We start from the raw sequence: 24,807 nt of genomic DNA on the forward strand, positions 1-24,807 counted from the left end.
ACCATCTGTAGGATCGTTCAACTGATCAGGAAAATGCTTAAATGATCAGTGTTAAGCTTAAGAGCTGGGTTTTTTGTATCTATACTTTTTGTCTCTGTAATTGGTGGTTTGAGTTGCTCGCTATTAGCAATCAAACTAAATAAAGACTACAGGCGCGTGTCTTCGGTAATGGTGACCTTGAGTGTCTTGCTTTCACCTTTGCGCAATACACCAACATCAATGATAGTACCCGGGCGAAGGTCAGTAACTATGTCCATTACGCTCTGTCGTCCGCTAATTTGGGTGTTGTTGATGCTGATAATGATATCTTGTGCTTCAAAGCCGGCATCGGCTGCAGGGCCATTCGGGTCAATGCCTAAAACAACAATGCCACCGATGTTCTTAGTACCGAGCAAGCGTGATGTCACCGAATTGATGTCTTGTCCGTCGATACCAATATAACCACGAATGACACGACCATCGGCGATGATCTTCTCCATGATTTTATTAGCAAGTGAGTAGGGGATTGCAAATGAGATCCCGTAGGTTTCCATGTCGGTAGCTTGTTGGAAAGAAGCCGTGTTGATACCGACGAGCTCACCTTGTGAGTTAACCAGTGCACCACCTGAGTTACCTTCATTGATTGCAGCATCAGTCTGGATAAAGGCTTGGTGACCATCTGCACTGATCGAAGAACGACCTGTTGCAGAGATAATGCCAAAGGTTGTCGTTTGCCCTAGGTTGTATGGGTTACCGATAGCCAGCACCACGTCGCCGACATTTGCTTTGTAATTCGGGTTCAGTGGAATAACAGGTAAGTTGTCACCGCTGACTCGGAGTATCGCAATATCGGTGCGTTTGTCTGAGCCGACAAGTTGGGCGGCCGCTACTCGTCCGTCTTGAAGTGCCACGACTATTTGGTCAGCTTGAGCAACAACATGGAAGTTGGTAATGATGTAGCCTTTTTCGCTAACAATCACCCCTGAACCTAATCCTTGAGTTAGTAGCTTGTTGCGATCGCTTTCTGCGTATTTACGACTATAAATATTGACCACAGCGGGTGCAGCTCGTCGCACCGCTTGGTTAAATGAGATCTGAAGAGAGCCAATATTATCGACTTGAGGGTTCGTGACGTCTGCAACAATCGCCGGCCTTAAACTCGGGAATGCGAGAAGAATAAGCGCCGCTGAAACGAGTCCAAGGGAAATAGAACGAAATAGAAAGGACAGCATGTTTCCCTCTTCAACAAGTAAGGTATGAAGCATCCGTCAATGGATGACTGACTTGATTATCAGTGAAGCATAGCATTTTGATTGATCTAAAGAAAAGGGAGACTGAGTAAGTTTAAAGCAAACTTACTGAGCCTCCCTGTAATTACGCTGACGTATGGCTATCGAATAACTAGATAGATAGTCCTATCGTCTCGCTGGATATTAAGTGCCAATACGCCAGGTTGTTTTTCAAGAATTTTTCTAAATTCAGCAAGGTTCTTAACTGGTTGGCGGTTTACCCCGATGATGATGTCATCTTTAAGAAGCTGATAAGCTTCTGCTGGCGAACCTTGAGCGACACTTGATACCTTGACGCCTGTCGCTGAATCGCTGTCGGTTGTGTTGGTGAGCTCTGCACCGGCAAGTCCTTCATGGAGCTTTTCAGCTTGTGTCTTACTATTTGTGGATTCACCAAGCGTGACGTCAAAGGTCTTATTCTTACCGTCACGAACCACGCCTAACTCGATCTGTTTACCTGCACCTAAGGTGGCTACTTTGGCTCTTAACTCACTAAAAGTATCAATACGCTTACCGTTAATGGAGACGATGACATCGCCCGCTTTCAATCCGGCTTTGTCTGCAGCACTGTCGGGTACAATTTGGCTAACAAAAGCACCTTTGCTGGACTCATAACCAAGCGCTTCAGCCAATTCCGAGGTGACCTCTCCACCTTGGACACCAAGCATGCCACGTTTTACTTCACCGAAATCGAGAATCTGTTCAGTCAGGTTTGTCATCATATTGGATGGAATGGCAAAGCCGATACCGACATTGCCTCCGTTAGGTCCTAGGATGGCCGTGTTGATACCAATCAGTTCACCGTTAAGATTCACTAACGCACCTCCAGAGTTACCACTGTTAATCGCGGCATCGGTTTGAATGAAGTTTTCGAAGTTCTCTAGATTGAGACCGCTACGTCCTAACGCTGAAACGATACCGGATGTCACGGTTTGACCAAGCCCAAATGGGTTGCCGATAGCGACACTGAAATCGCCGACTCTCAATTTGTCGGAATCTGCGACTTTTATCTGGGTAAGGTTTTTGGCTGTCTCGAGTTTTAATAGCGCGATATCAGACATCTGGTCGCCGCCGATGAGCTCTGCATCGTACTCTCGACCATCATGCAGTTTTACTTTGATATCGTCGGCACCATTGATGACATGGTAATTGGTGACAATATGGCCTTTCTTCGCGTCAATGATCACACCAGAGCCTAGCCCGCGGAATGGACGCTCTCGTGTTTGTTCTGGACCAAAAAAGAATTGAAATTGTTCAGGGATTTGCTGACGTTGTACCTGTTTGCCTTCTACGGCAATACTAACCACAGCGGGGGTTACTTGTTCAAGCATAGGAGCAAGGCTTGGTAATTGTTCATTACCCACACTTAATGGAAGTGCGGCTGTAGCTTGAATGGGGGTGATGATTGAACTTAAGCTTAAAGTCAGTACTGATAAAGCAAGCAAAGGTTTTTTCATCATAAACTCCTCTCTAGTTAAGGTCTTAACCCTCTTATACGTTTAATAAGTATGAGAAGTTTCGAATGACCTGAGTGAAAGTTATGACTCAAAAACCTTTGTAAAGTTCACAGAAGTGTTAAATGTTTACGATGCTTTTGCTGTAACGACATCGGGAGCATCCATGATTTCTTTCTTCTGCTCGGTAAATAAACCCGTTGCGCCATTAGCGTAATCTTTCGGTTGTTCTTCAAGCGTCGACTCTTTAACTGAAGACTTATCTTGTGGCTTATCCGAATGAGCAGCGGCTGTTTTCACAAATGGGTTGTCTTGCTCTGGCAGGTTAGGGAGTAGCTCTGAGCTTGTTTTTTCCATGTGTTGGTAAAGCTTTGTATAGTCCTTACCTAAGGTGTCCAACATTTCTGCTGATTTCGCAAAGTGGTCAGCTAGCTCTTGTCGCTGCTGTTCCAGGGCAAACTTTGCGCTATCTAATTCTTTCTGTACGTTCTTTTGTTTTTTGTATTCAGGTGTCATTAGACGAGAAATAGCGACCCCTAAAATAACTCCGACTAGTAAACCGGCAACGGCATACATCCAAGGCATAACAGCTCCTTATTATTGTTTTTTAACATGTTTGTTACTGCTTAGTTACACGTGATACAGCTCCATGGTACTATGAGAAAGCCGCAGTATAAAGAGAAATGCGTGTGCGCTAGTTAGCAGTTTAATGCTGCATTATTCACCGCATAGCGACATGTCTCATACTGTTTGGGCTCATTTTTATTTGCTGTCTGATATCGCTTTCATTGTGGAAATGTCGTCATGAATCCCATTAAAAAATACGAACAAGATATAAAAGAACATGGATTTCAAAGAGATCCAGCACAAGAGCAAGCCGTTAAATCTTTAGATGAACTCTTTCATCAATTCCAAGGTTACATGAATGCCCCTATTCCTCAACTGACTCGATTCCAGAAGTTAATGGGCAAAAAGCCAGAACTGCCACTGCCACCAAAAGGGCTCTATTTTTGGGGCGGCGTCGGGCGCGGTAAAACCTATTTAATGGATACGTTCTACGATGCCTTGCCGACCACAAAAAAAATGCGCGTTCACTTTCACCGCTTTATGTATCGAGTCCATGATGAGCTAAGGGCGCTAGGTAGTGTTAGCGACCCGTTGCCTTTAGTGGCAGATAAGTTGAAAGAAGAAGCGGATATTATCTGTTTTGATGAATTCTTTGTTTCAGACATAACCGATGCCATGATCTTAGGAACTTTGTTCCAAGAGTTATTCGCTCGAAACGTTATCTTGGTTGCGACGTCTAATATTCCACCCGCGGACCTGTATCGCAACGGGTTACAGCGAGCGCGTTTCTTACCGGCCATTAAGCTCATTCAAGACAACTGTCATATCCTTAATGTTGATAGCGGAATTGATTATCGTCTGAGAACCTTAGAGCAGGCTGAGATCTACCATTACCCACTGGATAGCCAAGCGAACATTAACCTCGAAACATATTACGCGCAGCTTGTTGGTGAAGATAAAGAGAAGCTTAAGCAGATAGAGGTTAATCACCGTCAATTAGATGTAGTCGAAGCGAGTGATGGCGTGCTGCATGGTACTTTTGCTCAGCTTTGTCAGTCGGCTCGTAGCCAGAACGATTATATTGAGTTGTCTCGGGTTTATCACACGGTTCTATTGGCTGATGTGTTGCAAATGGGCGCGACTTCCGATGACGCTGCTAGACGCTTTATTGCGTTAGTTGATGAGTTCTATGAGCGCAATGTGAAACTGATTATTTCAGCGGAAGTGGAGCTAGAAAAACTATACACCCATGGTCAACTAGAGTTTGAGTTTAAACGTTGTCAGTCGCGTTTAATTGAAATGCAGAGCCATGAGTATTTGGCAAAAGAACACTTAAGTTAGCTTTGATTATCTCGAATAAGAAAGAGAATTAAAAAAATCGTGATTTTGTTCAAAAAGAGGTGATTTTTTCTTCGCTCTTCTCTATAATCCTGCGACCTACCGTTACTGCGGGCCTCTAGCGATGAGTAAAATCACGTTATGCCAAGAGTTTTCCAACACTCGAAGGGGTGATGAATGGTAACTCTTAGACAGTGGGAATACGCGAGTATTCCTTAAGTGTAAATTTTTTAAATAGGTAATTATTAGCATGAAAACTTTCGTTGCTAAACCAGAAACTGTAAAACGCGACTGGTATGTTGTAGACGCTGAAGGCAAAACTCTTGGCCGTCTAGCAAGTGAAATCGCTTCTCGCCTACGCGGCAAGCACAAAGCAGAATACACTCCTCACGTAGACACTGGTGATTACATCATCGTTGTTAACGCTGAGAAAGTTGCTGTAACTGGTAACAAAGCTAAGGGTAAGGTTTACTACCGTCACTCTGAGTTCCCAGGTGGTCTTAAAACTATCACTTTTGAAAAGCTAATTGCTAAGAAACCAGAAATGGTTCTTGAACTAGCAGTTAAAGGTATGCTTCCACGTGGTCCACTAGGCCGCGCGATGTACCGTAAGCTTAAAGTGTACGCTGGTACTGAGCACAACCATGTTGCTCAACAGCCACAAGTACTAGACATCTAAGGGGATTAAGACAATGGCAGAGAATCAATACTACGGCACTGGTCGTCGCAAAAGCTCAGCAGCTCGTGTTTTCATCAAACCAGGCTCTGGTGAGATCGTAATCAACAAGCGCAGCCTTGATGTTTACTTCGGTCGTCCAACTTCTCGTATGGTTGTTAAACAACCTCTTGAGCTAGTTGAACTAACTGAGAAACTTGACCTTTACATCACTGTTTCTGGTGGTGGTATTTCAGGTCAAGCTGGCGCAATCCGCCACGGTATCACTCGTGCTCTTATGGAATACGATGAAACTCTACGTCCTGCTCTACGTGCAGCTGGCTATGTTACGCGTGACGCTCGTTGCGTTGAACGTAAGAAAGTTGGTCTACGTAAAGCACGTCGTAAACCTCAATTCTCTAAGCGTTAATTTTTCTTTACGAAAAAGTACACGCTCCCAGTTTTTCGACTGGAATTGTGGTTCAAAGCTCGGCTATATGCCGGGCTTTTTGTTTTTATGCCCCCTCTAAACGCTTTCCCTCCCTCGTTTTATTTCCAAATTCTTATATTTTGAAAGCTTTTGTAACCCAATGTGCGCTTTGCCTCATGATTGTTACAAAAAGGTAGCTTTATCTTGTCAAAAAGTAGGGTTTTATTTATCATTTGCCGTCAATAAATAGAACTAAATACATATTTTGTTAGCCATGCTCTTTATTCGGAATTATTTCAATCCATAAGGAGCAAATGGGAGAATGTTTGGATGAGCAACGCGCCTTTAAATAACGGTCGCAGGCGTTTCTTAACCGCAACAACAGCCGTTGTTGGTGGTTTAGGAGCAGCTGCTGTAGCCGTGCCTTTTATTAAATCATGGAACCCGAGTGCCAAGGCGAAAGCTGCAGGCGCACCGGTGGAAGTGGAAGTCAGTAAGTTAGAGCCGGGACAAATGGTTCGTGTCGAGTGGCAAGGTAAGCCTGTATGGGTTGTACGCCGTGCTGAATCGGTGCTAGAGAATCTAAAAGCGATCGGTGGTCAACTTCGTGACCCTCAATCTGAAGCTGAACAACAACCAGAATACGCGCAGAACGAGTTTCGTTCAATTAAGCCGGAATTCTTCGTTGCTGTTGGTTTCTGTACGCACTTAGGTTGTTCTCCAACTTACCTGCCAGATTCTTTTGCAGAACAAGTTCAGGGTGTTAAGTCTGGTTTCTTCTGTCCTTGCCATGGTTCAAAGTTTGATATGGCAGGTCGAGTATTCCAAGGCGTACCAGCTCCATTGAACCTTGTTGTACCAAAGCATATGTATTTGAGTGACACTAAGATCATGATCGGTGTGGACGAGGGAGACGCGTAATGCAAGGATTGCTTGATTGGGTAGAGAAACGTCTACCCGCGATGAATGCTTACAAGAAGCATTTATCTGAATACCCAATGCCTAAGAACTTTAACTTTTGGTACCTTTTTGGTTCTTTAGCAATGTTAGTACTGGTTAACCAAATCCTTACGGGTATTTGGCTGACAATGAACTATGTACCGTCTGGTGAGGGCGCATTTGCTTCTGTTGAATACATCATGCGTGATGTGGAATACGGTTGGCTACTGCGTTACATGCACTCAACAGGTGCATCGGCATTCTTCGTTGTGATCTACCTGCATATGTTCCGTGGTCTAATCTACGGTTCTTACCAAAAGCCTCGTGAGTTGCTTTGGATCTTCGGTATGTTGATCTTCTTAGTGCTTATGGCTGAGGCTTTCATGGGCTACCTACTACCATGGGGTCAAATGTCTTACTGGGGTGCTCAGGTAATCATTTCTCTGTTTGGTGCGATCCCTGTTATAGGTGATGACCTAACGCTTTGGATCCGTGGTGACTACATCATCTCTGGTGCAACGCTGAACCGTTTCTTCGCACTGCACGTTATTGCTCTGCCAATTGTACTTCTGCTGCTTATCGTACTTCACGTACTGGCGCTGCACGAAGTGGGTTCGAACAACCCAGACGGTATCGAAACTAAGCTTCCTAAAGGCACAATGGGCGACGACTACAAAACTCAGTTCCCATTCCACAAGGATTACACTAAGAAATACGACATCATTGACTCTATTCCTTTCCACCCATACGGGACGGTAAAAGATATGGTTGGTGTTGCTGGTTTCCTATTCTTGTTCTGTTACGTGCTGTTCTTTAACCCAGAAATGGGTGGGTACTTCCTTGAGCCGCCTAACTTTGAAGCTGCAAACCCGCTGAAAACACCTGAGCATATTGCTCCAGTTTGGTACTTCACGCCGTTCTACGCTGTACTTCGTGCTGTTCCAGATAAGCTGTTAGGTGTAGTTGCAATGGGCGCTTCAATTGTTGTGCTATTCCTACTGCCATGGTTCGACCGTTGTAAAGTGCGTTCTTACCGTTACCGTAGCAAACTGCATTTGATTAACATCATCCAATTCACAATAAGCTTTATTGCGCTTGGTGTACTTGGTGCGCTTCCAGCAACGCCTACATACACGCTATTAGCTCAAATCTTTAGCTTAGGTTACTTCATGTTCTTCGTTCTGCTGTGGTTCTACAGTAAAAATGAAGCGACGAAACCATTACCAGAAAGGGTGACATTCAAATGAAAAAGTGGATTGTAATTTTATTTGCTATGTTGCCGTCACTAGCGATGGCAGCGGGTGCAGGCGTACCATTAGACAAAGCAAACAATGATTTAACAGACAAAGCTTCATTGCAAAATGGCGCTAAGATGTTCATGAACTACTGTTTCGCTTGTCACTCAACGCAGTACCAACGTTATGAACGTGTTGCGAATGATTTGGAGATTCCTTTAGACCTAATGAAGGAAAACCTGATCTTCGATCCTGAAGTGAAAATTGGTAGCTTGATGGTTAACGCTATGCCTTCTGAGCAAGCTGCTAGTTGGTTTGGTGCTCCACCACCAGATCTAACATTGGTTGCTCGTGTTCGTGGCGCAGATTGGCTATACACGTACCTTCGTACTTTCTATGAAGATCCGTCTCGTCCATTTGGTGTGAACAACCTGGTTTTCCCAAGTGTTGGTATGCCGCATGTTCTTGAAGAGCTACAAGGTATCCCAACGCCAATCTACGATACTCACATGGTCGATGGTGAGGAAGTTAAGGTTGTTGTTGGTACTGAAACGGATGGTTCTGGCGAATTGAGTGCTGGAGAATATGACGAAGCAGTTCGTGACCTCGTTAACTTTTTGGTTTACTCGGGCGACCCTGTTCAACTTGAGCGTCATGCTATGGGTTGGTGGGTAATGGCCTTCTTAGTAATCTTCACTATCATCGTGATTTTGCTGAAGAAAGAGTATTGGCGTGATGTGCACTAATTGTGCTATAATACCGTGCTAATTCCCAAATTATGTTAATGTTCAATGGAGGCTTTAGGCCTCCATTGTTTTTATTTAAAGTGTACTGGAGGGCTCCATGGCTGTAGCTGCCAATAAACGTTCTGTAATGACTCTTTTCTCAAGTGCTTCTGATATGTATAGCCATCAGGTGCGCATTGTTCTTGCTGAAAAAGGCGTAAGTGTTGAAGTTGAGTTGGTTGATGAAAAAAATCTACCAGCAGAGCTTGTTGAACTGAACCCGTACAAATCAGTACCTACTCTTGTTGATCGTGAGCTTGCTCTATATGACTCTAAGATCATCATGGAATACCTAGATGAGCGTTTCCCTCATCCACCATTGATGCCTGTATACCCGGTTGCTCGTGGTAACAGTCGTCTAATGATGTACCGAATTGAGCGTAACTGGTATTCAGTTGCAGAGAAGATCGTTAAAGGCAACGCTGAAGAATCTGAAGCAGCTCGCGTGAAATTACGCAACGACCTATTAACTCTTGCTCCTATCTTCGCTGAGTATGAATACTTCATGAGCGAAGAGTTTAGCCTAATTGATTGTTACCTAGCTCCGCTACTATGGCGTTTACCTGAGCTTGGTATCGAACTGATTGGTCCTGGTTCTAAAGAACTTAAGATTTACATGAACCGCGTATTCGAACGTGATTCATTCCTAGCTTCTCTAACGGAAGCTGAGCGTGAGATGCGACTCGTTCGCTAAGCGTTTATGGATATTTCAAATATGACCCCACGCCGACCATACATGCTTCGTGCATTTTATGAATGGCTGGTTGATAACGAACTGACTCCACACTTGGTTGTTGAAGCAACATTGCCGGGTGTGAGAGTTCCAGACGAGTTTGTTCAAGATGGTCAGATCATTCTGAACATCGCGCCTCGTGCGGTTGGACAACTTGAACTGGGTAACGAAGCTGTGACGTTTAGTGCTCGCTTTAGTGGTCGTCCACACTCTGTGATCGTTCCGCTATACGCAGTGCAGGCTATTTATGCTCGTGAGAATGGTGCTGGTACCATGTTTGAACCTGAAGAGGCTTACATGGAAGCGTTTGAAGAAGGAATTGAAGAAAGTCCTTTTGAAGAACAAGAAAAAGGCCCATCTTTGAGTGTTGCAACAGCAGACGTAGATGCTGAAGAGTCTGACTCAGAACCTGAGCCATCTCGTCCAGCGAAAGGTCGCCCAAGCCTTCGTGTTATCAAATAGCGTTATTTTTTAAATAACTCCAAATACAAAAAAAGCAGCGATTTATCGCTGCTTTTTCTTTTTGTGCTAACTGACTTTTATTAATCTGATTCATTTCGTTAGGCTTTACCAGCCAACCAACCAACCAGCTAATAAGCAGCTAAGTTAGCTGAGTAAATTCAGAGGGCGTTAGTTTACCGAATTGTCACCTTCACCATATTCAAACGCTCGAATCACCTGCTTCACACCAGAGATATTACGCGCAACTTCTGTCGCGATATCAGCGTGTTCTCGAGAAACTAATCCAAGCAGAAATACTTCTGAATCTTCTGTAATGACTTTTACTTTGATGCCGTTGAGCTCAGACTTGGCAAGTAGGGCAGACTTCACTTTAGTGGTAATCCAACTGTCTTTGCTGATAGCACTAACAGACAGTGGCTCTTTCACTCGGATCTGGTTGTGTATACTTTCAACTCCCGTTACTGCTTTAGCTTGGCTTTCAAAAGCACGACGTTCAGCATCTGTCGTTGCTTGCCCCATCAGTACTACTGAACCACGGTAAGAGCTTGCTGTGATACTGACCTTGCCGCGAAATGGCGGTTTATTAGTCATAGCTGCAACTTCAAATTCGATATTGTTGTCGCTCCAAATCTCTTTGGTGGTTCGTGTATCGGTGACTAGATTTGCAGTAGTTGCTGCACCAGCAATGAAAAGACCAGCACAACCAGATAACGACAGTGTAAGTAGCGAAACACTAATCAGCTTAAGCAGCTTCATAGAAGTTAATGATTTCATCGTGATGCTCCGTATATCACTCTTCGTGAGCTGGGAAGAGTACTTGATCGATTAGGTCACATAAGCAGTGTAGTGTCACCATGTGTACTTCGTGGATACGTGCTGTACGGTGTGAGGGAATACGAATTTCTACATCGTGCTCACCAAGCAGGCCAGCCATTTCACCACCATCTTTACCAGTAAAGGCGATGATTGTCATATCACGTGTTACCGCAGCTTCCATTGCTTTGATGATGTTTTTACTGTTACCACTAGTAGATATAGCCAGTAAAATATCACCAGTTTGACCAAACGCACGTACCTGCTTAGAGAAGATCTCTTCATAGTGGTAGTCGTTTGCCACAGCCGTTAGTGTGGTGTTATCAGCAGTGAGAGCCATTGCTGGAAGACTAGGGCGCTCGGTTTCAAAGCGATTAAGTAGGCAAGAGACAAATTGCTGAGCATTCGATGCCGAACCACCGTTACCACAACAAAGAATCTTGTTTCCGTTAAGCAGGGTTGCAACCATTGCTTGAGCGGCATGCGTGATTGCGTCTGGCAGAGCTTCTGCCGCCGCAATTTGGATTTGAATACTTTCTGTAAAACTTTCTTTGATGCTGTCTAGCATGTTTATCCTTGGGTAATCGCGTTTTGAATCCAGTCGATAGTGTCATTCGGCCCTTCGATGGCAATGATATCAAACCTGTAATCTGTAGAGTGTACCGACAAGCCTTGCTGCATAAGCCAAACATTGGCTGTTTTGAGTAGCTTTTGTGACTTTCTGGCTGTCACCATTTCAGCGGCATGTCCGTAGCGTGTTTGCTTGCGGTATTTTACCTCAGTAAACACAACCGTATTGTTATGGCGCATTATAAGATCAATTTCGCCACACTTTGCTATGAAGTTTTGTTCAATTAACGATAAACCGTGGCGAACTAAATAATTCTTTGCCACGGTCTCGTATTTATCACCCACTTGTTTGTGGGTGATTGTTGGCTTGGATAGGAACTTACGGCTAAAAAGCCCCATGCTCTGCCCAGCTGATTTCACGTTGAACAACACAGTTGTTGTCGATGGTTAATACGCCGGTTTCACCTGTAATGCTGTAATCTTGTACGGCTTTCATCTGTGGTAGTGCATCCATTAGATAGTATGCATCCATTCCTAGTGCTTGTAGACGCTTTTGGCTGTTCGAGTGTGAAGGCCATAGGTCATTAAGCGCTTTGTTAAGCTCGTTTTTGTTCTCGACCAATAGCGGGATATCGCTGTAGAAGACACCCGTTAGGTCTTCATATTGCTTGTCACCGCTGTTGCTGCGTGAATTTGAAAACAGTGCAGGTTGGCTAGCATCAGGGTTAATTGCAACTTCAATGAAGGGTTTGATGAGTGTTAGCTCTGAGTTCTTAGCGACAATGTAGACAGAATCGATATCACGACGACTGCGTGGCTCTGTTTCTAGGTCTAAGTTAAGTAGCCCATCCATTTGAGCGATACGTTGTTGGCTCTCTTGTAAACCGAAAATCTGATTCACATTACGCTGCAGTTGGCGTTTGTCAGAGAAGAAGCTGATTGCAACGTCGTTGTTGCTGTATTTCTGCCACTCTTCGTTAAATGCTTGCTTAACGCGGTCACCTAAGCGTCCTTTGGGTGCAAGAATAAGTGGGTACTTATAGCCTTGTGCAAAAAGGTGTTTCGCAGCCTGAGCGACTTCTTGTTCTGGCGATAAAGCGAGATAACAAATATTAGTATCTGGTTCTAGCTGAGTTGGAATATTAAGAGCTAATGCTGGAATCGAGTTTTCGTGGTTTTTCTGCGCTTGTTGAAGCTTGGTGATATTGCTCTTAATCAGAGGGCCAACGATGAAATCAACGTTATTCTCTTCCAGTTTCGCTTTAATTTCAGCGGCACTTTGTACGTTGGTATCCATTACGGTCAACGTTGCATCTTCTTCACGCTCTTTGTCATTCATCATCGCAAAGATGAAACCATCACGCACAAGTTGCGCTTGCTTACCGTACTTGCCTGTTAGCGGCAGCAGCAGCGCAGTGCTGGTTGGTTTGCTGATCTCTAGTGCCAAGATGTCGGTGATCGCTTGAGGTGTATAAAGCGCTGCTGGGTGACGAGGGTTCTCAGCTAACCAATCAGCCAGGGTTTCCTGTAGGTTTGGAAGGTTCGAATTCAGCGTCTTCATGTAGATAGCCAGTTGCAACCAACCTGAAAGCACATCTTCTGTCGGCGATGTTTTCAGTTCTAGAATCTCGTATTGAGAGTAGCTATTCAGGTTCTGCCAAATACGGTCGGCCGTTTGCTGTTGGCTTTCGTCGCTAGCGTCCAGATATTCAGAATAAAAGACTAACTCACGGCTCGCTTCGAAATACTCATTCTGTATTTCAGAAATATTGGCGCGTAGCTCGTGATAATCTTTCCATTGCTCGTTCGGAAGCTTCCACCAAGGTTGAAAGTTCAGTTGGCTGTACGCTTGCTGTGGTTGCGAGTTATTCACCAGCAGTTGAGCGCGAGCTAGTTGCCATTCTGCTTGTTGAACTTCACTCAGCTCTTGTTTGGCTAAGCGTTTGATCAGCAGAGTCGCTTGATCGGTTTTTCCAGCTTGCACAGAAGCCTTAAGCGCCATGATTAACCAGTCGTTTTGTAGACTTCCTTTGCTACTATCCGCCTGCATCATGTAACTTTCAGTTGATTGCGCTGGATCTAGTGTAATATCAACACGCGTTGGTGCTTGAGGACCTGAAGAACAAGCCGCCAATGTAATTGCTAATGCAATTGGAGTGAGTAAGCGTGGTACACTGAGTCTCTTATGGTTCATCGTTGCCATGAGTTCTTTAAATTCCGTATAAATTTGTATCTATATTAATCGTTGAAGTGATGGTAAACAAATGACAGATAACAAAACCTTGCTCACAGAGAGCCCAACTCTCTATATTGTGCCAACCCCAATCGGAAATTTGGGAGATATCACTCAAAGAGCAATTGAAATTTTATCAAGTGTCGATGTTATTGCAGCCGAAGACACACGCCACACGGGTAAGCTGCTTGCTCACTTCAATATATCAACCAGAACGTTCGCTTTACATGATCACAATGAACAAACTAAAGCACAAGTTCTAGTCGAAAGGTTATTAGAAGGTCAGTCTATCGCATTAGTCTCTGATGCGGGTACTCCTTTAATCAGTGATCCAGGTTACCATCTTGTCTCACAATGTCGTCAAGCGGGTGTGAGAGTTGTGCCACTTCCTGGTGCTTGTGCTGTGATTACCGCACTAAGTGCGTCTGGTTTGCCGTCTGATCGTTTCAGCTTTGAAGGTTTCTTACCGCCAAAGAGTAAAGGTCGTAAAGACAAGTTCTTAGAGATCGCAAAAGCAGAACGCACGTGTATCTTCTACGAATCTCCGCACCGTATTACTGATTCTCTACAAGACATGCTAGAGATCTTAGGCCCTGACCGTGAGGTTGTGTTGGCGCGTGAGCTAACCAAAACCTTCGAAACCATCCAAGGTCTGCCACTTGGTGAACTTATTGAGTGGATTGAAGAAGACGCAAACCGTAAACGCGGTGAGATGGTATTGCTAATTCACGGTCACCGTGAAGAAGCGAGCACAGAGTTGCCAGACGAAGCAACTCGCACGCTGGGTATTCTAACCAAAGAACTGCCACTTAAAAAAGCAGCGGCGATGACGGCAGAAATCTACAATCTGAAAAAGAACGCTTTATACAAATGGGGCCTAGAGCATCTAGACAACTAGATACCTCTTAATAGAGTAGCTAACCTGTATTGAAAAGCTTGTGAGGAGTGATGGTAATACCGTCGCTCCTTTTTTTGTGCTTGGATTGTGTGAAATTCGTGCACTTGCTTAATGGTTTGCAGCATATTTGTGATCTCGCTAGACACTGCACACTAATCTCTATACAATCCGCCCTCGGAGTTGAACGGGTAATCGCTGCTTTGCTGATGTCCTTCGGGAGACTGACGTTGAGGTCCTTCGGGAAACTGACGTTGAAGTCCTTCGGGAGACTGGTAGAGGGGAGGAACGTCCGGGCTCCATAGAGCAGGGTGCCAGATAACGTCTGGGGGGCGCGAGCCCACGACAAGTGCAGCAGAGAGAAGACCGCCGATGGCCTCATTTCTTCGGAAGAGGCACAGGTAAGGCTGAAAGGGTGCGGTAAGAGCGCACCGTGCGACTGGCAACAGTTCGTAGCAAGGTAAACTCCACCCGGAGCAAGATCAAATAGGCCCTCGCATTGCGCTGCTCGCGTATGGGGGCGGGTAGATTGCTTGAGCCTGTGAGCGATTGCAGGCCTAGACGAATGGTTACCGCCGCGCAAGCGGAACAGAACCCGGCGTATGTGTCAACTCCACCTATATAAAGAACCCATCATTACTTAACGGTAGTGATGGGTTTTTTGCTTTATATTGACGTTAATTATTTAGATTTCCTTAGAATCCATCATCTTGATATGAGCTTGGGTCAAAAATTCCCAAAGCCTATACACAATATGGTGGAGATACGGCGTGAAATCAGTAAACTAAAACGTTAATAGAACATATTATTGCCGAACTAATGGCTCAATCCATTCACTGAGAAGACTATGACAGAAGCATTCAAACATATTTCAGTATTGCTTAACGAATCTATTGACGGACTTGCGATCAAACCTGACGGTACCTATATCGATGGTACTTTTGGCCGTGGTGGTCACAGCCGTACAATCCTGTCTAAACTGGGCGAGAATGGAAGACTCTTTAGTATCGACCGCGATCCACAAGCGATTGCCGAAGCACAAAAGATTGATGACCCTCGTTTTACGATTATTCACGGCCCGTTCTCAGGTATGGCTGAATATGCAGAGCGTTATGACTTAGTCGGTCAAGTGGATGGCGTATTGCTGGATTTAGGTGTCTCTTCACCACAGCTGGATGATGCTGAACGTGGCTTTAGCTTTATGAAAGATGGCCCGCTTGATATGCGTATGGACCCAACAACGGGGATTCCTGTTTCTCAGTGGTTAGTTGAAGCGGATCTTGATGATATTACTTGGGTTATTCGTGAGTTCGGTGAAGACAAACACGCTCGTCGTATCGCGAAAGGCATCATTGCTTATCAAGAGAATGAAGAGAACGAACCGCTAACGCGCACTGGTCAACTGGCTAAGCTTATCTCTGATGTTGCTCCAAAAAGCTTCAAAGAGAAAAAACACCCAGCAACACGTGCTTTCCAAGCATTCCGTATCTACATTAACAGTGAATTAGAAGAGATCGATACCGCACTGAAAGGCGCGGCAAGCATTCTAGCTCCTCAAGGTCGTATCTCTGTTATCAGTTTCCACTCGCTTGAAGACCGTATGGTGAAGCGCTTTATCCGTAAAGAGAGCCAAGGACCGCAAGTACCACATGGCCTGCCACTAACTGAAGAGCAGATCAAAGCGCTAGGCAGTGCCGATCTGAAACCAATTGGTAAAGCAATTAAGCCTTCTAAAGATGAAGTGGATGAGAATACTCGTTCGCGTAGTTCAGTACTACGAATCGCAGAAAAGCTATAGTCAATGAAGACCTCCAAACCCAACTTAGCCAAGATAATCTTTTTTGATTTGATCTCCGTGGGCAAAGTCCCATTGGGGCTTCTTATCTGCATCTTTGCGAGTGCGATGGGGGTCGTTCTTACGACACATGTATCACGTCAGGCGATTACGCAAAAAGACATGGCATTGGTGGAGCGGGAACAACTTGATGATGAGTGGCGAAATTTAATGCTTGAAGAGACGGCGCTAGCAGAACACAGCCGCGTTCAAGTATCGGCAAAAAGAGAGCTAGACATGAAACGTCCAGACTCCGACAAAGAAGTTGTGATCACACTTAAATGACCGGTAAAAAGGAAAAAACACCCGCAAAAACCGTTAATGAATCAACGAAAGAGCGAGTGAAGAGCGAAAAGGATTCGGATCCAATTCTTATTAAATGGCGTTTCAACGTTGTTATTGCTTTCGTGTTTCTAGCCTTTGCTGCACTCGTTGGCCGTGTGGCTTACATCCAAATCATTGAACCCGATAACCTAATTCGTCAGGGCGATCTTCGCTCAGTGCGTGTTAAGGCTATTCCTTCTGCTCGCGGTATTATCTCTGACCGCAATGGCGAGCCGCTTGCTGTAAGTGTTCCCGTTGAAGCTGTATGGGCCGACCCAAAAACGATTTTCGATAAAAATGGCATGGCCCAGATTGATCGTTGGTATGCGTTAGCCGATGTACTTGGTCTACAGCGACAATCGATGATCGATAAGATCTCTAGCAATAAATCCCGTCGATTTATTTATCTACAAAGACAAGTTAGCCCTGCGATGGCTAAGTATATCCGTGAACTTAAGCTGGTGGGTGTGGGCCTAAAAGCGGAATCTCGACGTTACTACCCTGCTGGTGAAGTCAGTGCACACCTTATCGGTGTGACCGGAATTGATGGGCACGGCCTGGAAGGGGTTGAACGCAGTTACGATAAGTGGCTTACGGGCGAAGCAGGCAAGCGAACGATTCGTAAAGACCGCTACGGACGCGTTGTCGAAAACATTGCGTTAGAAGAACGCGAAGAAGGTAAACCACTAGAACTCACCATCGATCAACGACTGCAGGCGATAGCCTATCGAGCGATTAAGCAAGCGGTGGCCGATCATAAAGCGACCTCAGGCTCTGCAGTATTACTCGATGTGAAAACGGGCGCTGTGTTAGCCATGGTCAATGCACCGTCTTACAACCCGAACAACCGCTCTGATTTACAAAGCTTTAAAATGCGAAACCGCGTGTTGACCGATGCTATGGAGCCCGGCTCAACAGTGAAACCTTTTGTGGTGCTCGCCGCATTAGAAAATGGTACAGCTGATGCGAAATCTATTATTGATACGGGTAATGGCATCATGCAAATTGGAGGTAGCCGAGTACGTGATACCTCTAAAGTGGGCAAGGCTGATTTAGCCTTGATCCTTAAAAAATCAAGTAACATCGGCGTTGCGAAATTGGCGCTTGATATGCCACTTGAAGCGTTACTTGGTATGTACAGTTCGGTTGGTTTAGGCGAAATGTCTGGGCTAAATCTTGTGGGTGAAACGAGTGGTATTTTCCCTAACCGTCGCCGTTGGTCTAAGTTCGAAATCGCGACGCTATCGTTTGGTTATGGCTTATCTGTGACCCCGCTTCAGTTGGCTCATGCTTATGCAACGTTAGCTAACAAAGGCATGTATGAACCGATTCATATCATTAAAAGCAACGACCAAGACTTCTCAAAGCAGATCATCAAACGTGAGAATGCAGAGATGGTATTGCAAATGTTAGAAGGCGTGACTCAAAAGGGCGGAACGGCAACCAGAGCCGCTGTTCCGGGTTATCGAGTTGCGGCAAAAACGGGTACATCTCGGAAAGCCGCTGCGGGTGGCTATAGTGATGAGTATATTGCTATAACGTCGGGTTTTGCTCCAGTCAGCGATCCAAGAGTCGCTCTGGTTGTCGTAGTCAATGAGCCGCAAGGTGACCTTTACTATGGCGGTTCAGTTGCTGCCCCCGTTTTTTCTGAAATCATGAAGGGGGCACTGCAAATACTCAATGTCCCTGCTGATGAAAACAAGTTTCAAGAATAGAGCCAATCAGGATTCAATATGAGTAATAGCCTCACGCTGTCATCTTTACTTTCTCTTTGGGGGGACTTTAGTTCACTTGAGCTAGATGCGATTGCTGTTGAGCAATTGGAGTTGGATAGCCGTGCAATCAAGGAAGGTGATATTTTTGTTGCCATTGTTGGACATGCCATTGATGGTCGTCGCTTTATCGACAAAGCCGTCGCTCAAGGTGCGAAAGCTGTCATTGCACAAGCGAGTGATGACAAAGCTCATGGCTTGGTTGAGTGGTTAAATGCTGTTCCTGTTGTTTATGTATCTGAGCTAAATTCAATTCTCTCTGAACTGGCTGGCCGAGTTTATTCTTCTCAAGCGACTAAGTTGATTGGTGTTACCGGCACCAATGGCAAAACCACCATCACCCAATTGATTGCTCAGTGGCTTGATTTGGTCGGCCAGCGTTCGGCGGTAATGGGCACCACGGGTAATGGCTTCTTAGATAACCTAAAAACAGCGGCTAATACCACAGGCAGCGCGATTGAAATACAACGCACACTGAGCGAGTTGGCTGAGGAAAGTGCAGTTTATACCGCGATGGAAATCTCTTCTCATGGTTTGGTCCAAGGTCGGGTAAAGGCTTTGGACTTCGAGGTTGGTGTATTTACTAACTTGAGTCGTGATCATCTTGATTACCATGGCACGATGGAAGAGTACGCATTGGCTAAAAAAAGCCTGTTTACTCAACACAAATGCAAACATGCAGTGATCAATGTGGATGATGAAGTCGGCAAAGCGTGGATGGCAGATTTGTCCAATGCAATAGCTGTTTCATTGCTTCCGTTGTCTGATTACCAACAGTCGGTGTGGGCATCTGATGTCGCCTATGCAGAAACTGGGATTAAGCTCTCTTTCGATGGTAGCTGGGGGCAAGGTGATCTTTCGGTTCCATTGATTGGTCAGTTCAACGCATCAAACGTACTGGTTGCTTTCGCGACTTTGCTTTCATTAGGCATCGACAAGCAAACCTTGGTCGACACCGCGTCTCAGCTTCAACCTGTTATTGGTCGTATGGAACTGTTTCAAGTTCCGAGCAAAGCAAAAGTCGTTGTCGATTACGCGCATACGCCCGATGCGCTAGAAAAAGCATTGGCAGCATTGCGTGTACACTGCTCTGGAAAGCTGTGGGCTATCTTCGGTTGTGGTGGCGATCGCGACACAGGTAAGCGCCCAATGATGGCAGTTACAGCAGAGCAGTTTGCCGACAAAATTATTATTTCAGATGACAACCCTCGCAGCGAAGAGCCTGCACTGATTGTTAAAGACATGCTAGCTGGTTTAAGCGAACCTGAATCTGCATTCGTCGAGCACGACCGCTATCAAGCGGTTAAGTTTGCCCTAGAACAGGCTGGCAGTAATGACATTATTCTTTTGGCTGGTAAAGGCCATGAGGATTACCAAGTATTGAAAGACGAAACGATCCATTACTCAGATCGAGAGTCTGCGCTACAACTTTTAGGTATTTCATAATGATTGATGTATCACTCGAGCAGATTTGTTCAGCGGTGAGCGGTCAGCTGATTGAGACTGGCAAGTCGAGCAATAGTGTTATTAATGCGGTTTCTACTGACACTCGAACCGTTGAAGAGGGCGCACTGTTTGTTGCTCTTGTTGGCGAGCGCTTTGATGCGCATGACTTTTGTCATCAAGCGGTAGAGGCTAATGCGAGCGCGTTGTTAGTCGAACGAAAACTTGACCTAAATATTACTCAGGTGGTTGTTGAAGACACTAAACTTGCTTTAGGTAAGCTAAGTGCTTGGATCCACAAACAGTGTGACGTGCCAACCATGGCGATTACAGGCAGTTGTGGTAAAACGACGGTTAAAGAGATGGTGGCAAGCATTCTGCAGCAACGTGGCAAGGTGTTGTTTACCGCAGGTAACTTCAATAATGATATTGGAGTGCCATTAACCTTGCTGCGCAGTGAAGCAAATGACGACTATGCCGTGATAGAACTGGGCGCGAACCACATTGGTGAAATTGCCTATACCACGCAGCTTGTGAAACCACAGGTGGCATTAGTTAATAACGTAGCTGCAGCGCACCTAGAAGGCTTTGGGTCTATCAATGGTGTGAAACAAGCGAAAGGTGAAATCTTTCAGGGGCTTGCTGCTGATGATACTGCTATTGTTAATCTAGAGAGCAACGGTGGTGACTTTTGGAATGACGTGCTTGCAGATAAAAGCGTGCTGACATTTTCAGAAAGCGACAGCAAGGCGGATTATTTTGCCAAGAATATTCGCATCAATGAGCAAGGTGAAGCGTGCTTTGATATGCAGACACCTCAAGGACCCATATTTGTTGAGCTTGGTATCATCGGTCAACATAACGTAGCGAATGCATTAGCAGCTGCAGCGTTGAGCATCCAATTTGGAGCCTCGCTTGATGAGGTGAAAAATGGTTTAGCGAATCTGATCTCTGTCAAAGGGCGAGTTGAGGTTCAACAATTAAGTCAGAATATCAAACTCATAGATGACAGTTACAACGCCAGCGTGCCAGCAATGAAGGCGGCAGCGAAGCTACTCTCGAGCTTCAAAGGTCAGCGTTGGTTAATTTTAGGTAATATGGCTGAATTAGGCGATGAAAGCCTTGCACTTCACCGTCAAGTCGGTGAATATGCTGCCCCATTCGCTTTTGAGCATGTACTTACTTACGGTGATGATACCAAGGTGATTAGTGAGGTCTGTAATGGTACCCACTTTACAACGCATCAAGCGATGATCGCGCACATAGAGCAGCACCTAAGCTTGCCAGAAAGCGTGTCACATACCTTATTGGTAAAAGGCGCGAATAGTGCAGGAATGAGTAAAATAGCCGCTGCTTTAAAGGAGAACTTTTCATGATAATTTGGCTTGCAGAGCTACTACAGCCACACTTTTCTTTTTTCCGTTTGTTCGAATACTTATCGTTTCGTGCAATCGCGAGTATTTTGACGGCGTTATGTCTGTCACTGTGGATGGGACCTCGTTTAATTGAGCGTCTGCAAATGCTACAAATTGGCCAAGTTGTTCGTAATGACGGCCCTGAATCTCATTTCAGCAAACGTGGCACGCCAACCATGGGCGGTGTGATGATCCTTGCTGCGATCATTATTACGGTATTGATGTGGGCTGATCTCTCGAATCCTTATGTTTGGGCTGTATTAGTTGTACTTGCTGGTTATGGCGCGGTTGGTTTTGTTGATGACTACCGTAAAGTGGTTCGCAAAAACACAGATGGCTTGATAGCTCGCTGGAAGTACTTCTGGCAATCGGCGATTGCTTTAGTTGTCGCATTTGCTCTGTATGCTCATGGACACGATACAGCGGCAACACAGCTCGTAGTGCCTTTCTTTAAAGATGTGATGCCACAATTAGGTTTATTGTACATCGTACTAACGTACTTTGTTATTGTAGGTACCAGTAACGCGGTGAACCTAACCGACGGCCTAGACGGCTTGGCCATTATGCCAACGGTTATGGTTGCTGCTGGTTTTGCTGTGATTGCTTGGGCAACAGGCAACGTTAACTTTGCAGCATATCTACACATTCCATACATTCCATACACCTCTGAACTGGTTGTTGTATGTACTGCTATCGTCGGTGCCGGACTTGGCTTCCTATGGTTCAACACTTACCCAGCACAAGTATTCATGGGCGATGTTGGCTCGCTAGCGCTTGGTGGTGCTCTGGGTGTGATCGCTGTGTTAGTTCGCCAAGAGTTGGTATTGGTTATCATGGGCGGTGTGTTTGTAATGGAGACCTTGTCAGTGATACTGCAAGTTGGCTCTTACAAATTGCGCGGTCAGCGTATTTTCCGCATGGCACCAATTCACCACCACTATGAACTGAAAGGTTGGCCGGAACCACGTGTCATCGTGCGTTTTTGGATCATCTCAATGGTATTAGTACTGGTTGGCCTAGCAACGCTGAAAGTTCGTTAATCCTATGTGAGCCTCCTAATGAGAGGCTCTTTAAAACTATTAAGAGCATCTTGTTTAAATGGAACATTGGCAAAATATTCAAAATGTAGTGGTTGTGGGGCTCGGTATTACCGGGCTCTCTGTCGTTAAACATCTCGTAAAATATCAACCTCATACGCATGTGAAGGTAATTGATACGCGAGAGCTACCACCAGGAAAAGAATCTTTGCCTGAATCGGTAGAGCTGCATTCTGGAAGTTGGAATAGCCAATGGTTAGCGGAAGCTGATTTAGTGGTTGCTAACCCAGGTATCGCCTTAGCGACCCCTGAAATACAAGATGTTATTCAAGCGGGTATTTCGGTTGTTGGCGATATTGAACTGTTTGGCTGGGCGATAAACAAACCCGTCGTGGCAATAACAGGCTCCAATGGTAAGAGTACTGTGACCGATTTAACAGGTGTGCTTGCTAAAGCTGCCGGTCTTAACGTTGGCGTTGGTGGCAACATCGGTATTCCTGCCTTAGACCTACTTGAGCTTGATGCCGACTTATATGTCCTTGAGCTTTCAAGCTTTCAGCTAGAGACAACATCCAGTCTAAACCTTGCAGCGGCGGCCTTTTTGAACTTGTCAGAAGATCATATGGATCGCTATCAAGGCATGGCCGATTACCGTGACGCCAAATTAAGAATTTTTAACAACGCTCAGTACGCGATTGTAAACCGCGAAGACAAAGAGACTTATCCTGACCACAGTATGCCATTAGTGACATTCGGACTCGACGACCAAGGGTTTGGTGTGGCGACGATTGATGGTACTGAATGGCTAACGGACAACGGCAAGCCTGTACTTCCTAGCCAAGATTTAACATTGGTTGGACGTCATAATGTGGCGAATGCTTTAGTCTCTTTAGCACTGCTTAAGCAAGTCGGTATCGATTACAGTAAAAGTCTTGAAGCTTTGAAAGCCTACAATGGTTTGACGCATCGTTGCCAAGTAGTGGCTGACAAACGCGAAATTAAATGGGTTAACGACTCGAAAGCGACCAACGTAGCCAGTACATTAGCGGCTCTGTCGGGATTAGAATACCAAGGTACTTTGTATCTCTTAGTCGGAGGTGTGGGCAAAGGTGCTGACTTTAGCGAGCTTAACCCCGTGTTGGCGCAACTAGACCGCGTACAACTGTGTTGCTTCGGTGAAGACGCTGCGCAATTTATGCCATTACATCCATCGGCTAAGACGTTTGATACCATGCGTGACATCATCGAGAGTATCTCTGCACAATTGGTGTCGGGGGACATGGTGATGTTGTCTCCTGCATGTGCAAGCTTCGATCAATTTAATAACTTCATGGCGAGAGGTGATGCGTTCACTGAACTTGCTCATGAGTATGCCTAACGTGTTGAAGGACTAACATTCAGTGCAAAGAGTGAAAGAGATTAATCAATCTATTTGGCAATGGCTTAACCGTGCCACACCAGAGGCGCTCTACGATCGTCAGTTGGTATGGATTGCTCTTGGACTGATGCTGACGGGCTTGGTAATGGTAACGTCGGCTTCGTTCCCAATCAGTGCTCGTTTAACCGATCAGCCGTTTCACTTCATGTTCCGCCACGCCATTTTCCTGGTGTTAGGGTTAGGTGTATCCAGCGTAATATTACAAATCCCGATGAAACGCTGGTTTCAATACAGTATGTACCTATTGGGCTTATCCTTCTTTTTGCTAGTGGTGGTGTTAGCCGTCGGTAAGTCGGTTAACGGTGCCTCACGTTGGATTCCTCTCGGGCTGTTTAACTTACAACCTGCTGAAGTCGCTAAGTTATCTCTGTTTATCTTTATGGCGGGCTACTTGGTTCGTAAACAGGATGAAGTGAGAAAAACCTTCTTCGGTGGTTTTGGTAAACCGATCATGGTGTTCGGTGCCTTTGCGGTGTTGCTACTTGGCCAGCCCGATTTGGGTACCGTTGTCGTAATGTTGGTTACCTTATTTGGCATGTTATTTATCGCGGGCGCCAAGCTTTCACAGTTTATAGCCTTAATGGTGGCAGGTATTGCTGCCGTTGTGGGATTGATTGTTATTGAGCCTTATCGTGTTCGACGTGTTACGTCATTCTGGGAACCTTGGAGTGACCCGTTTGGTAGTGGTTATCAGCTAACTCAATCATTGATGGCGTTCGGTCGTGGTGATTGGATGGGACAAGGGCTTGGTAATTCAATTCAAAAACTCGAGTACCTACCTGAAGCTCACACCGATTTTGTTTTTGCTGTACTGGCAGAAGAGTTGGGCTTTGTTGGCGTAACCTTGGTGTTGATGTTGATCTTTAGTTTGGTTTTTAAAGCTATTTTTATTGGCAAAAAAGCCTTCGAAAACGACCAAGTGTTCAGCGGTTATCTGGCGTTTGGCATTGGTATTTGGTTTGCTTTTCAGACGCTTGTTAATGTCGGTGCCGCTTCAGGTATTGTTCCGACCAAGGGGTTAACCTTACCGCTGATCAGTTACGGTGGCTCAAGCCTTATCGTGATGTCAGTAGCGGTTTCTATGCTGCTGCGTATCGATCATGAATGCCGAGTGCAACAAAAAGAACAAGCCGACAATCAAAACGAATTAGTAGAATAAGAATCTAA

The 24,807-nt window shown here is 45.3% G+C and carries 24 protein-coding genes and 1 other RNA gene; 18 read left to right on the forward strand and 7 right to left on the reverse strand.

The features are described 5' to 3' along the window. Window positions 1-146: 146 nt before the first annotated feature. The 3 genes from degS to zapG form a co-directional block, all read right to left on the reverse strand. Window positions 147-1,211 carry an outer membrane-stress sensor serine endopeptidase DegS gene (gene degS / locus AB6C75_RS12630; RefSeq protein ID WP_371727199.1) on the reverse strand — a complete coding sequence of 355 codons (1,065 nt, stop codon included), beginning with the start codon at window positions 1,209-1,211 and terminating at the stop codon, window positions 147-149. Window positions 1,212-1,369: 158 nt separating this feature from the next. Then, window positions 1,370-2,725, reverse strand: coding sequence for a DegQ family serine endoprotease (locus AB6C75_RS12635; protein ID WP_029225534.1), 1,356 nt, complete (start codon window positions 2,723-2,725; stop codon window positions 1,370-1,372). Between the two features lie 126 nt (window positions 2,726-2,851). Continuing rightward, complete coding sequence (gene zapG / locus AB6C75_RS12640; protein ID WP_009848969.1) at window positions 2,852-3,307, reverse strand: Z-ring associated protein ZapG; 456 nt, start codon at window positions 3,305-3,307, stop codon at window positions 2,852-2,854. 219 nt (window positions 3,308-3,526) lie between these two features. Between zapG and zapE the strand changes: the two genes are divergently transcribed. From zapE to sspB, 8 genes are all read left to right on the forward strand, one after another. Further along, window positions 3,527-4,630, forward strand: coding sequence for a cell division protein ZapE (gene zapE, locus AB6C75_RS12645; protein ID WP_372107924.1), 1,104 nt, complete (start codon window positions 3,527-3,529; stop codon window positions 4,628-4,630). 247 nt (window positions 4,631-4,877) lie between these two features. Beyond that, window positions 4,878-5,306, forward strand: a complete 429-nt coding sequence (gene rplM / locus AB6C75_RS12650; protein WP_010434689.1) for a 50S ribosomal protein L13 — start codon at window positions 4,878-4,880, stop codon at window positions 5,304-5,306. Between the two features lie 13 nt (window positions 5,307-5,319). Continuing rightward, complete coding sequence (gene rpsI / locus AB6C75_RS12655; protein WP_004740758.1) at window positions 5,320-5,712, forward strand: 30S ribosomal protein S9; 393 nt, start codon at window positions 5,320-5,322, stop codon at window positions 5,710-5,712. A 330-nt stretch (window positions 5,713-6,042) separates the two neighbouring features. Next, window positions 6,043-6,633 (forward strand): ubiquinol-cytochrome c reductase iron-sulfur subunit, encoded by a 591-nt coding sequence (gene petA / locus AB6C75_RS12660; RefSeq protein WP_010434692.1) that lies wholly within the window; start codon window positions 6,043-6,045, stop codon window positions 6,631-6,633. Further along, window positions 6,633-7,898 (forward strand): cytochrome bc complex cytochrome b subunit, encoded by a 1,266-nt coding sequence (locus tag AB6C75_RS12665; protein WP_009848941.1) that lies wholly within the window; start codon window positions 6,633-6,635, stop codon window positions 7,896-7,898. The genes petA and AB6C75_RS12665 overlap by 1 nt, the downstream gene beginning before the upstream one ends. After that, complete coding sequence (locus AB6C75_RS12670) at window positions 7,895-8,632, forward strand: cytochrome c1 (protein ID WP_009848942.1); 738 nt, start codon at window positions 7,895-7,897, stop codon at window positions 8,630-8,632. The genes AB6C75_RS12665 and AB6C75_RS12670 overlap by 4 nt, the downstream gene beginning before the upstream one ends. Before the next feature lie 97 nt (window positions 8,633-8,729). Next, window positions 8,730-9,365: a stringent starvation protein SspA gene (gene sspA / locus AB6C75_RS12675; protein ID WP_009848943.1), complete on the forward strand. Its 636-nt coding sequence runs from the start codon at window positions 8,730-8,732 to the stop codon at window positions 9,363-9,365. Between the two features lie 6 nt (window positions 9,366-9,371). After that, the gene (gene sspB / locus AB6C75_RS12680; protein WP_372044140.1) at window positions 9,372-9,866 is read left to right on the forward strand and encodes a ClpXP protease specificity-enhancing factor; all 495 of its coding nucleotides are present in this window, start codon (window positions 9,372-9,374) and stop codon (window positions 9,864-9,866) included. A gap of 168 nt (window positions 9,867-10,034) precedes the next feature. Here sspB and AB6C75_RS12685 read toward each other — a convergent pair whose 3' ends face one another. Genes AB6C75_RS12685 through AB6C75_RS12700 form a run of 4 tightly spaced genes read right to left on the reverse strand, consistent with a single transcriptional unit; the run spans window position 10,035 to window position 13,452 of the window. After that, entirely contained in the window at window positions 10,035-10,640 is a 606-nt protein-coding gene (locus AB6C75_RS12685) for a BON domain-containing protein (RefSeq protein WP_372107925.1), read from the reverse strand. 16 nt (window positions 10,641-10,656) lie between these two features. Next, window positions 10,657-11,247: a phosphoheptose isomerase gene (locus AB6C75_RS12690; protein WP_004729817.1), complete on the reverse strand. Its 591-nt coding sequence runs from the start codon at window positions 11,245-11,247 to the stop codon at window positions 10,657-10,659. Window positions 11,248-11,249: 2 nt separating this feature from the next. Then, entirely contained in the window at window positions 11,250-11,648 is a 399-nt protein-coding gene (locus AB6C75_RS12695; protein ID WP_372107926.1) for a YraN family protein, read from the reverse strand. Next, window positions 11,635-13,452, reverse strand: a complete 1,818-nt coding sequence (locus tag AB6C75_RS12700; RefSeq protein WP_372107927.1) for a penicillin-binding protein activator — start codon at window positions 13,450-13,452, stop codon at window positions 11,635-11,637. The genes AB6C75_RS12695 and AB6C75_RS12700 overlap by 14 nt, the downstream gene beginning before the upstream one ends. 61 nt (window positions 13,453-13,513) lie before the next feature. On the opposite strand from AB6C75_RS12700, the gene rsmI reads away from it, so the two are divergent. The 10 genes from rsmI to ftsW all read left to right on the forward strand — a co-directional run bounded on the left by rsmI (window position 13,514) and on the right by ftsW (window position 24,799). Next, a complete protein-coding gene (gene rsmI / locus AB6C75_RS12705; RefSeq protein ID WP_009848948.1) occupies window positions 13,514-14,380 on the forward strand; it encodes a 16S rRNA (cytidine(1402)-2'-O)-methyltransferase in 867 nt (288 codons plus the stop codon). A 176-nt stretch (window positions 14,381-14,556) separates the two neighbouring features. After that, an RNA gene (gene rnpB, locus AB6C75_RS12710) (RNase P RNA component class A) lies at window positions 14,557-14,996 on the forward strand. 228 nt (window positions 14,997-15,224) lie between these two features. After that, window positions 15,225-16,175 carry a 16S rRNA (cytosine(1402)-N(4))-methyltransferase RsmH gene (rsmH, locus tag AB6C75_RS12715; protein ID WP_009848949.1) on the forward strand — a complete coding sequence of 317 codons (951 nt, stop codon included), beginning with the start codon at window positions 15,225-15,227 and terminating at the stop codon, window positions 16,173-16,175. Window positions 16,176-16,178: 3 nt separating this feature from the next. Next, entirely contained in the window at window positions 16,179-16,496 is a 318-nt protein-coding gene (ftsL, locus tag AB6C75_RS12720; RefSeq protein WP_372107928.1) for a cell division protein FtsL, read from the forward strand. After that, on the forward strand, window positions 16,493-18,250 hold the full coding sequence (locus AB6C75_RS12725; protein WP_009848951.1) for a penicillin-binding transpeptidase domain-containing protein: 1,758 nt from the start codon (window positions 16,493-16,495) through the stop codon (window positions 18,248-18,250). The genes ftsL and AB6C75_RS12725 overlap by 4 nt, the downstream gene beginning before the upstream one ends. Window positions 18,251-18,268: 18 nt before the next feature. Next, the gene (murE, locus tag AB6C75_RS12730) at window positions 18,269-19,753 is read left to right on the forward strand and encodes a UDP-N-acetylmuramoyl-L-alanyl-D-glutamate--2,6-diaminopimelate ligase (RefSeq protein ID WP_372107929.1); all 1,485 of its coding nucleotides are present in this window, start codon (window positions 18,269-18,271) and stop codon (window positions 19,751-19,753) included. After that, window positions 19,753-21,126, forward strand: a complete 1,374-nt coding sequence (gene murF, locus AB6C75_RS12735) for a UDP-N-acetylmuramoyl-tripeptide--D-alanyl-D-alanine ligase (RefSeq protein WP_372107930.1) — start codon at window positions 19,753-19,755, stop codon at window positions 21,124-21,126. Before murE ends, murF begins: the two co-directional genes overlap by 1 nt. Further along, window positions 21,123-22,205, forward strand: a complete 1,083-nt coding sequence (gene mraY, locus AB6C75_RS12740; RefSeq protein ID WP_102250319.1) for a phospho-N-acetylmuramoyl-pentapeptide-transferase — start codon at window positions 21,123-21,125, stop codon at window positions 22,203-22,205. The genes murF and mraY overlap by 4 nt, the downstream gene beginning before the upstream one ends. Window positions 22,206-22,263: 58 nt before the next feature. Continuing rightward, on the forward strand, window positions 22,264-23,580 hold the full coding sequence (murD, locus tag AB6C75_RS12745) for a UDP-N-acetylmuramoyl-L-alanine--D-glutamate ligase (protein WP_372107931.1): 1,317 nt from the start codon (window positions 22,264-22,266) through the stop codon (window positions 23,578-23,580). Between the two features lie 22 nt (window positions 23,581-23,602). Further along, window positions 23,603-24,799 (forward strand): cell division protein FtsW, encoded by a 1,197-nt coding sequence (gene ftsW / locus AB6C75_RS12750; RefSeq protein WP_372107932.1) that lies wholly within the window; start codon window positions 23,603-23,605, stop codon window positions 24,797-24,799. Window positions 24,800-24,807: the final 8 nt, after the last annotated feature.

Origin of the sequence: Vibrio sp. 10N.237.312.B06, assembly GCF_041464685.1 — a bacterium.
Taxonomy (GTDB): Bacteria; Pseudomonadota; Gammaproteobacteria; order Enterobacterales; family Vibrionaceae; genus Vibrio; species Vibrio tasmaniensis_A.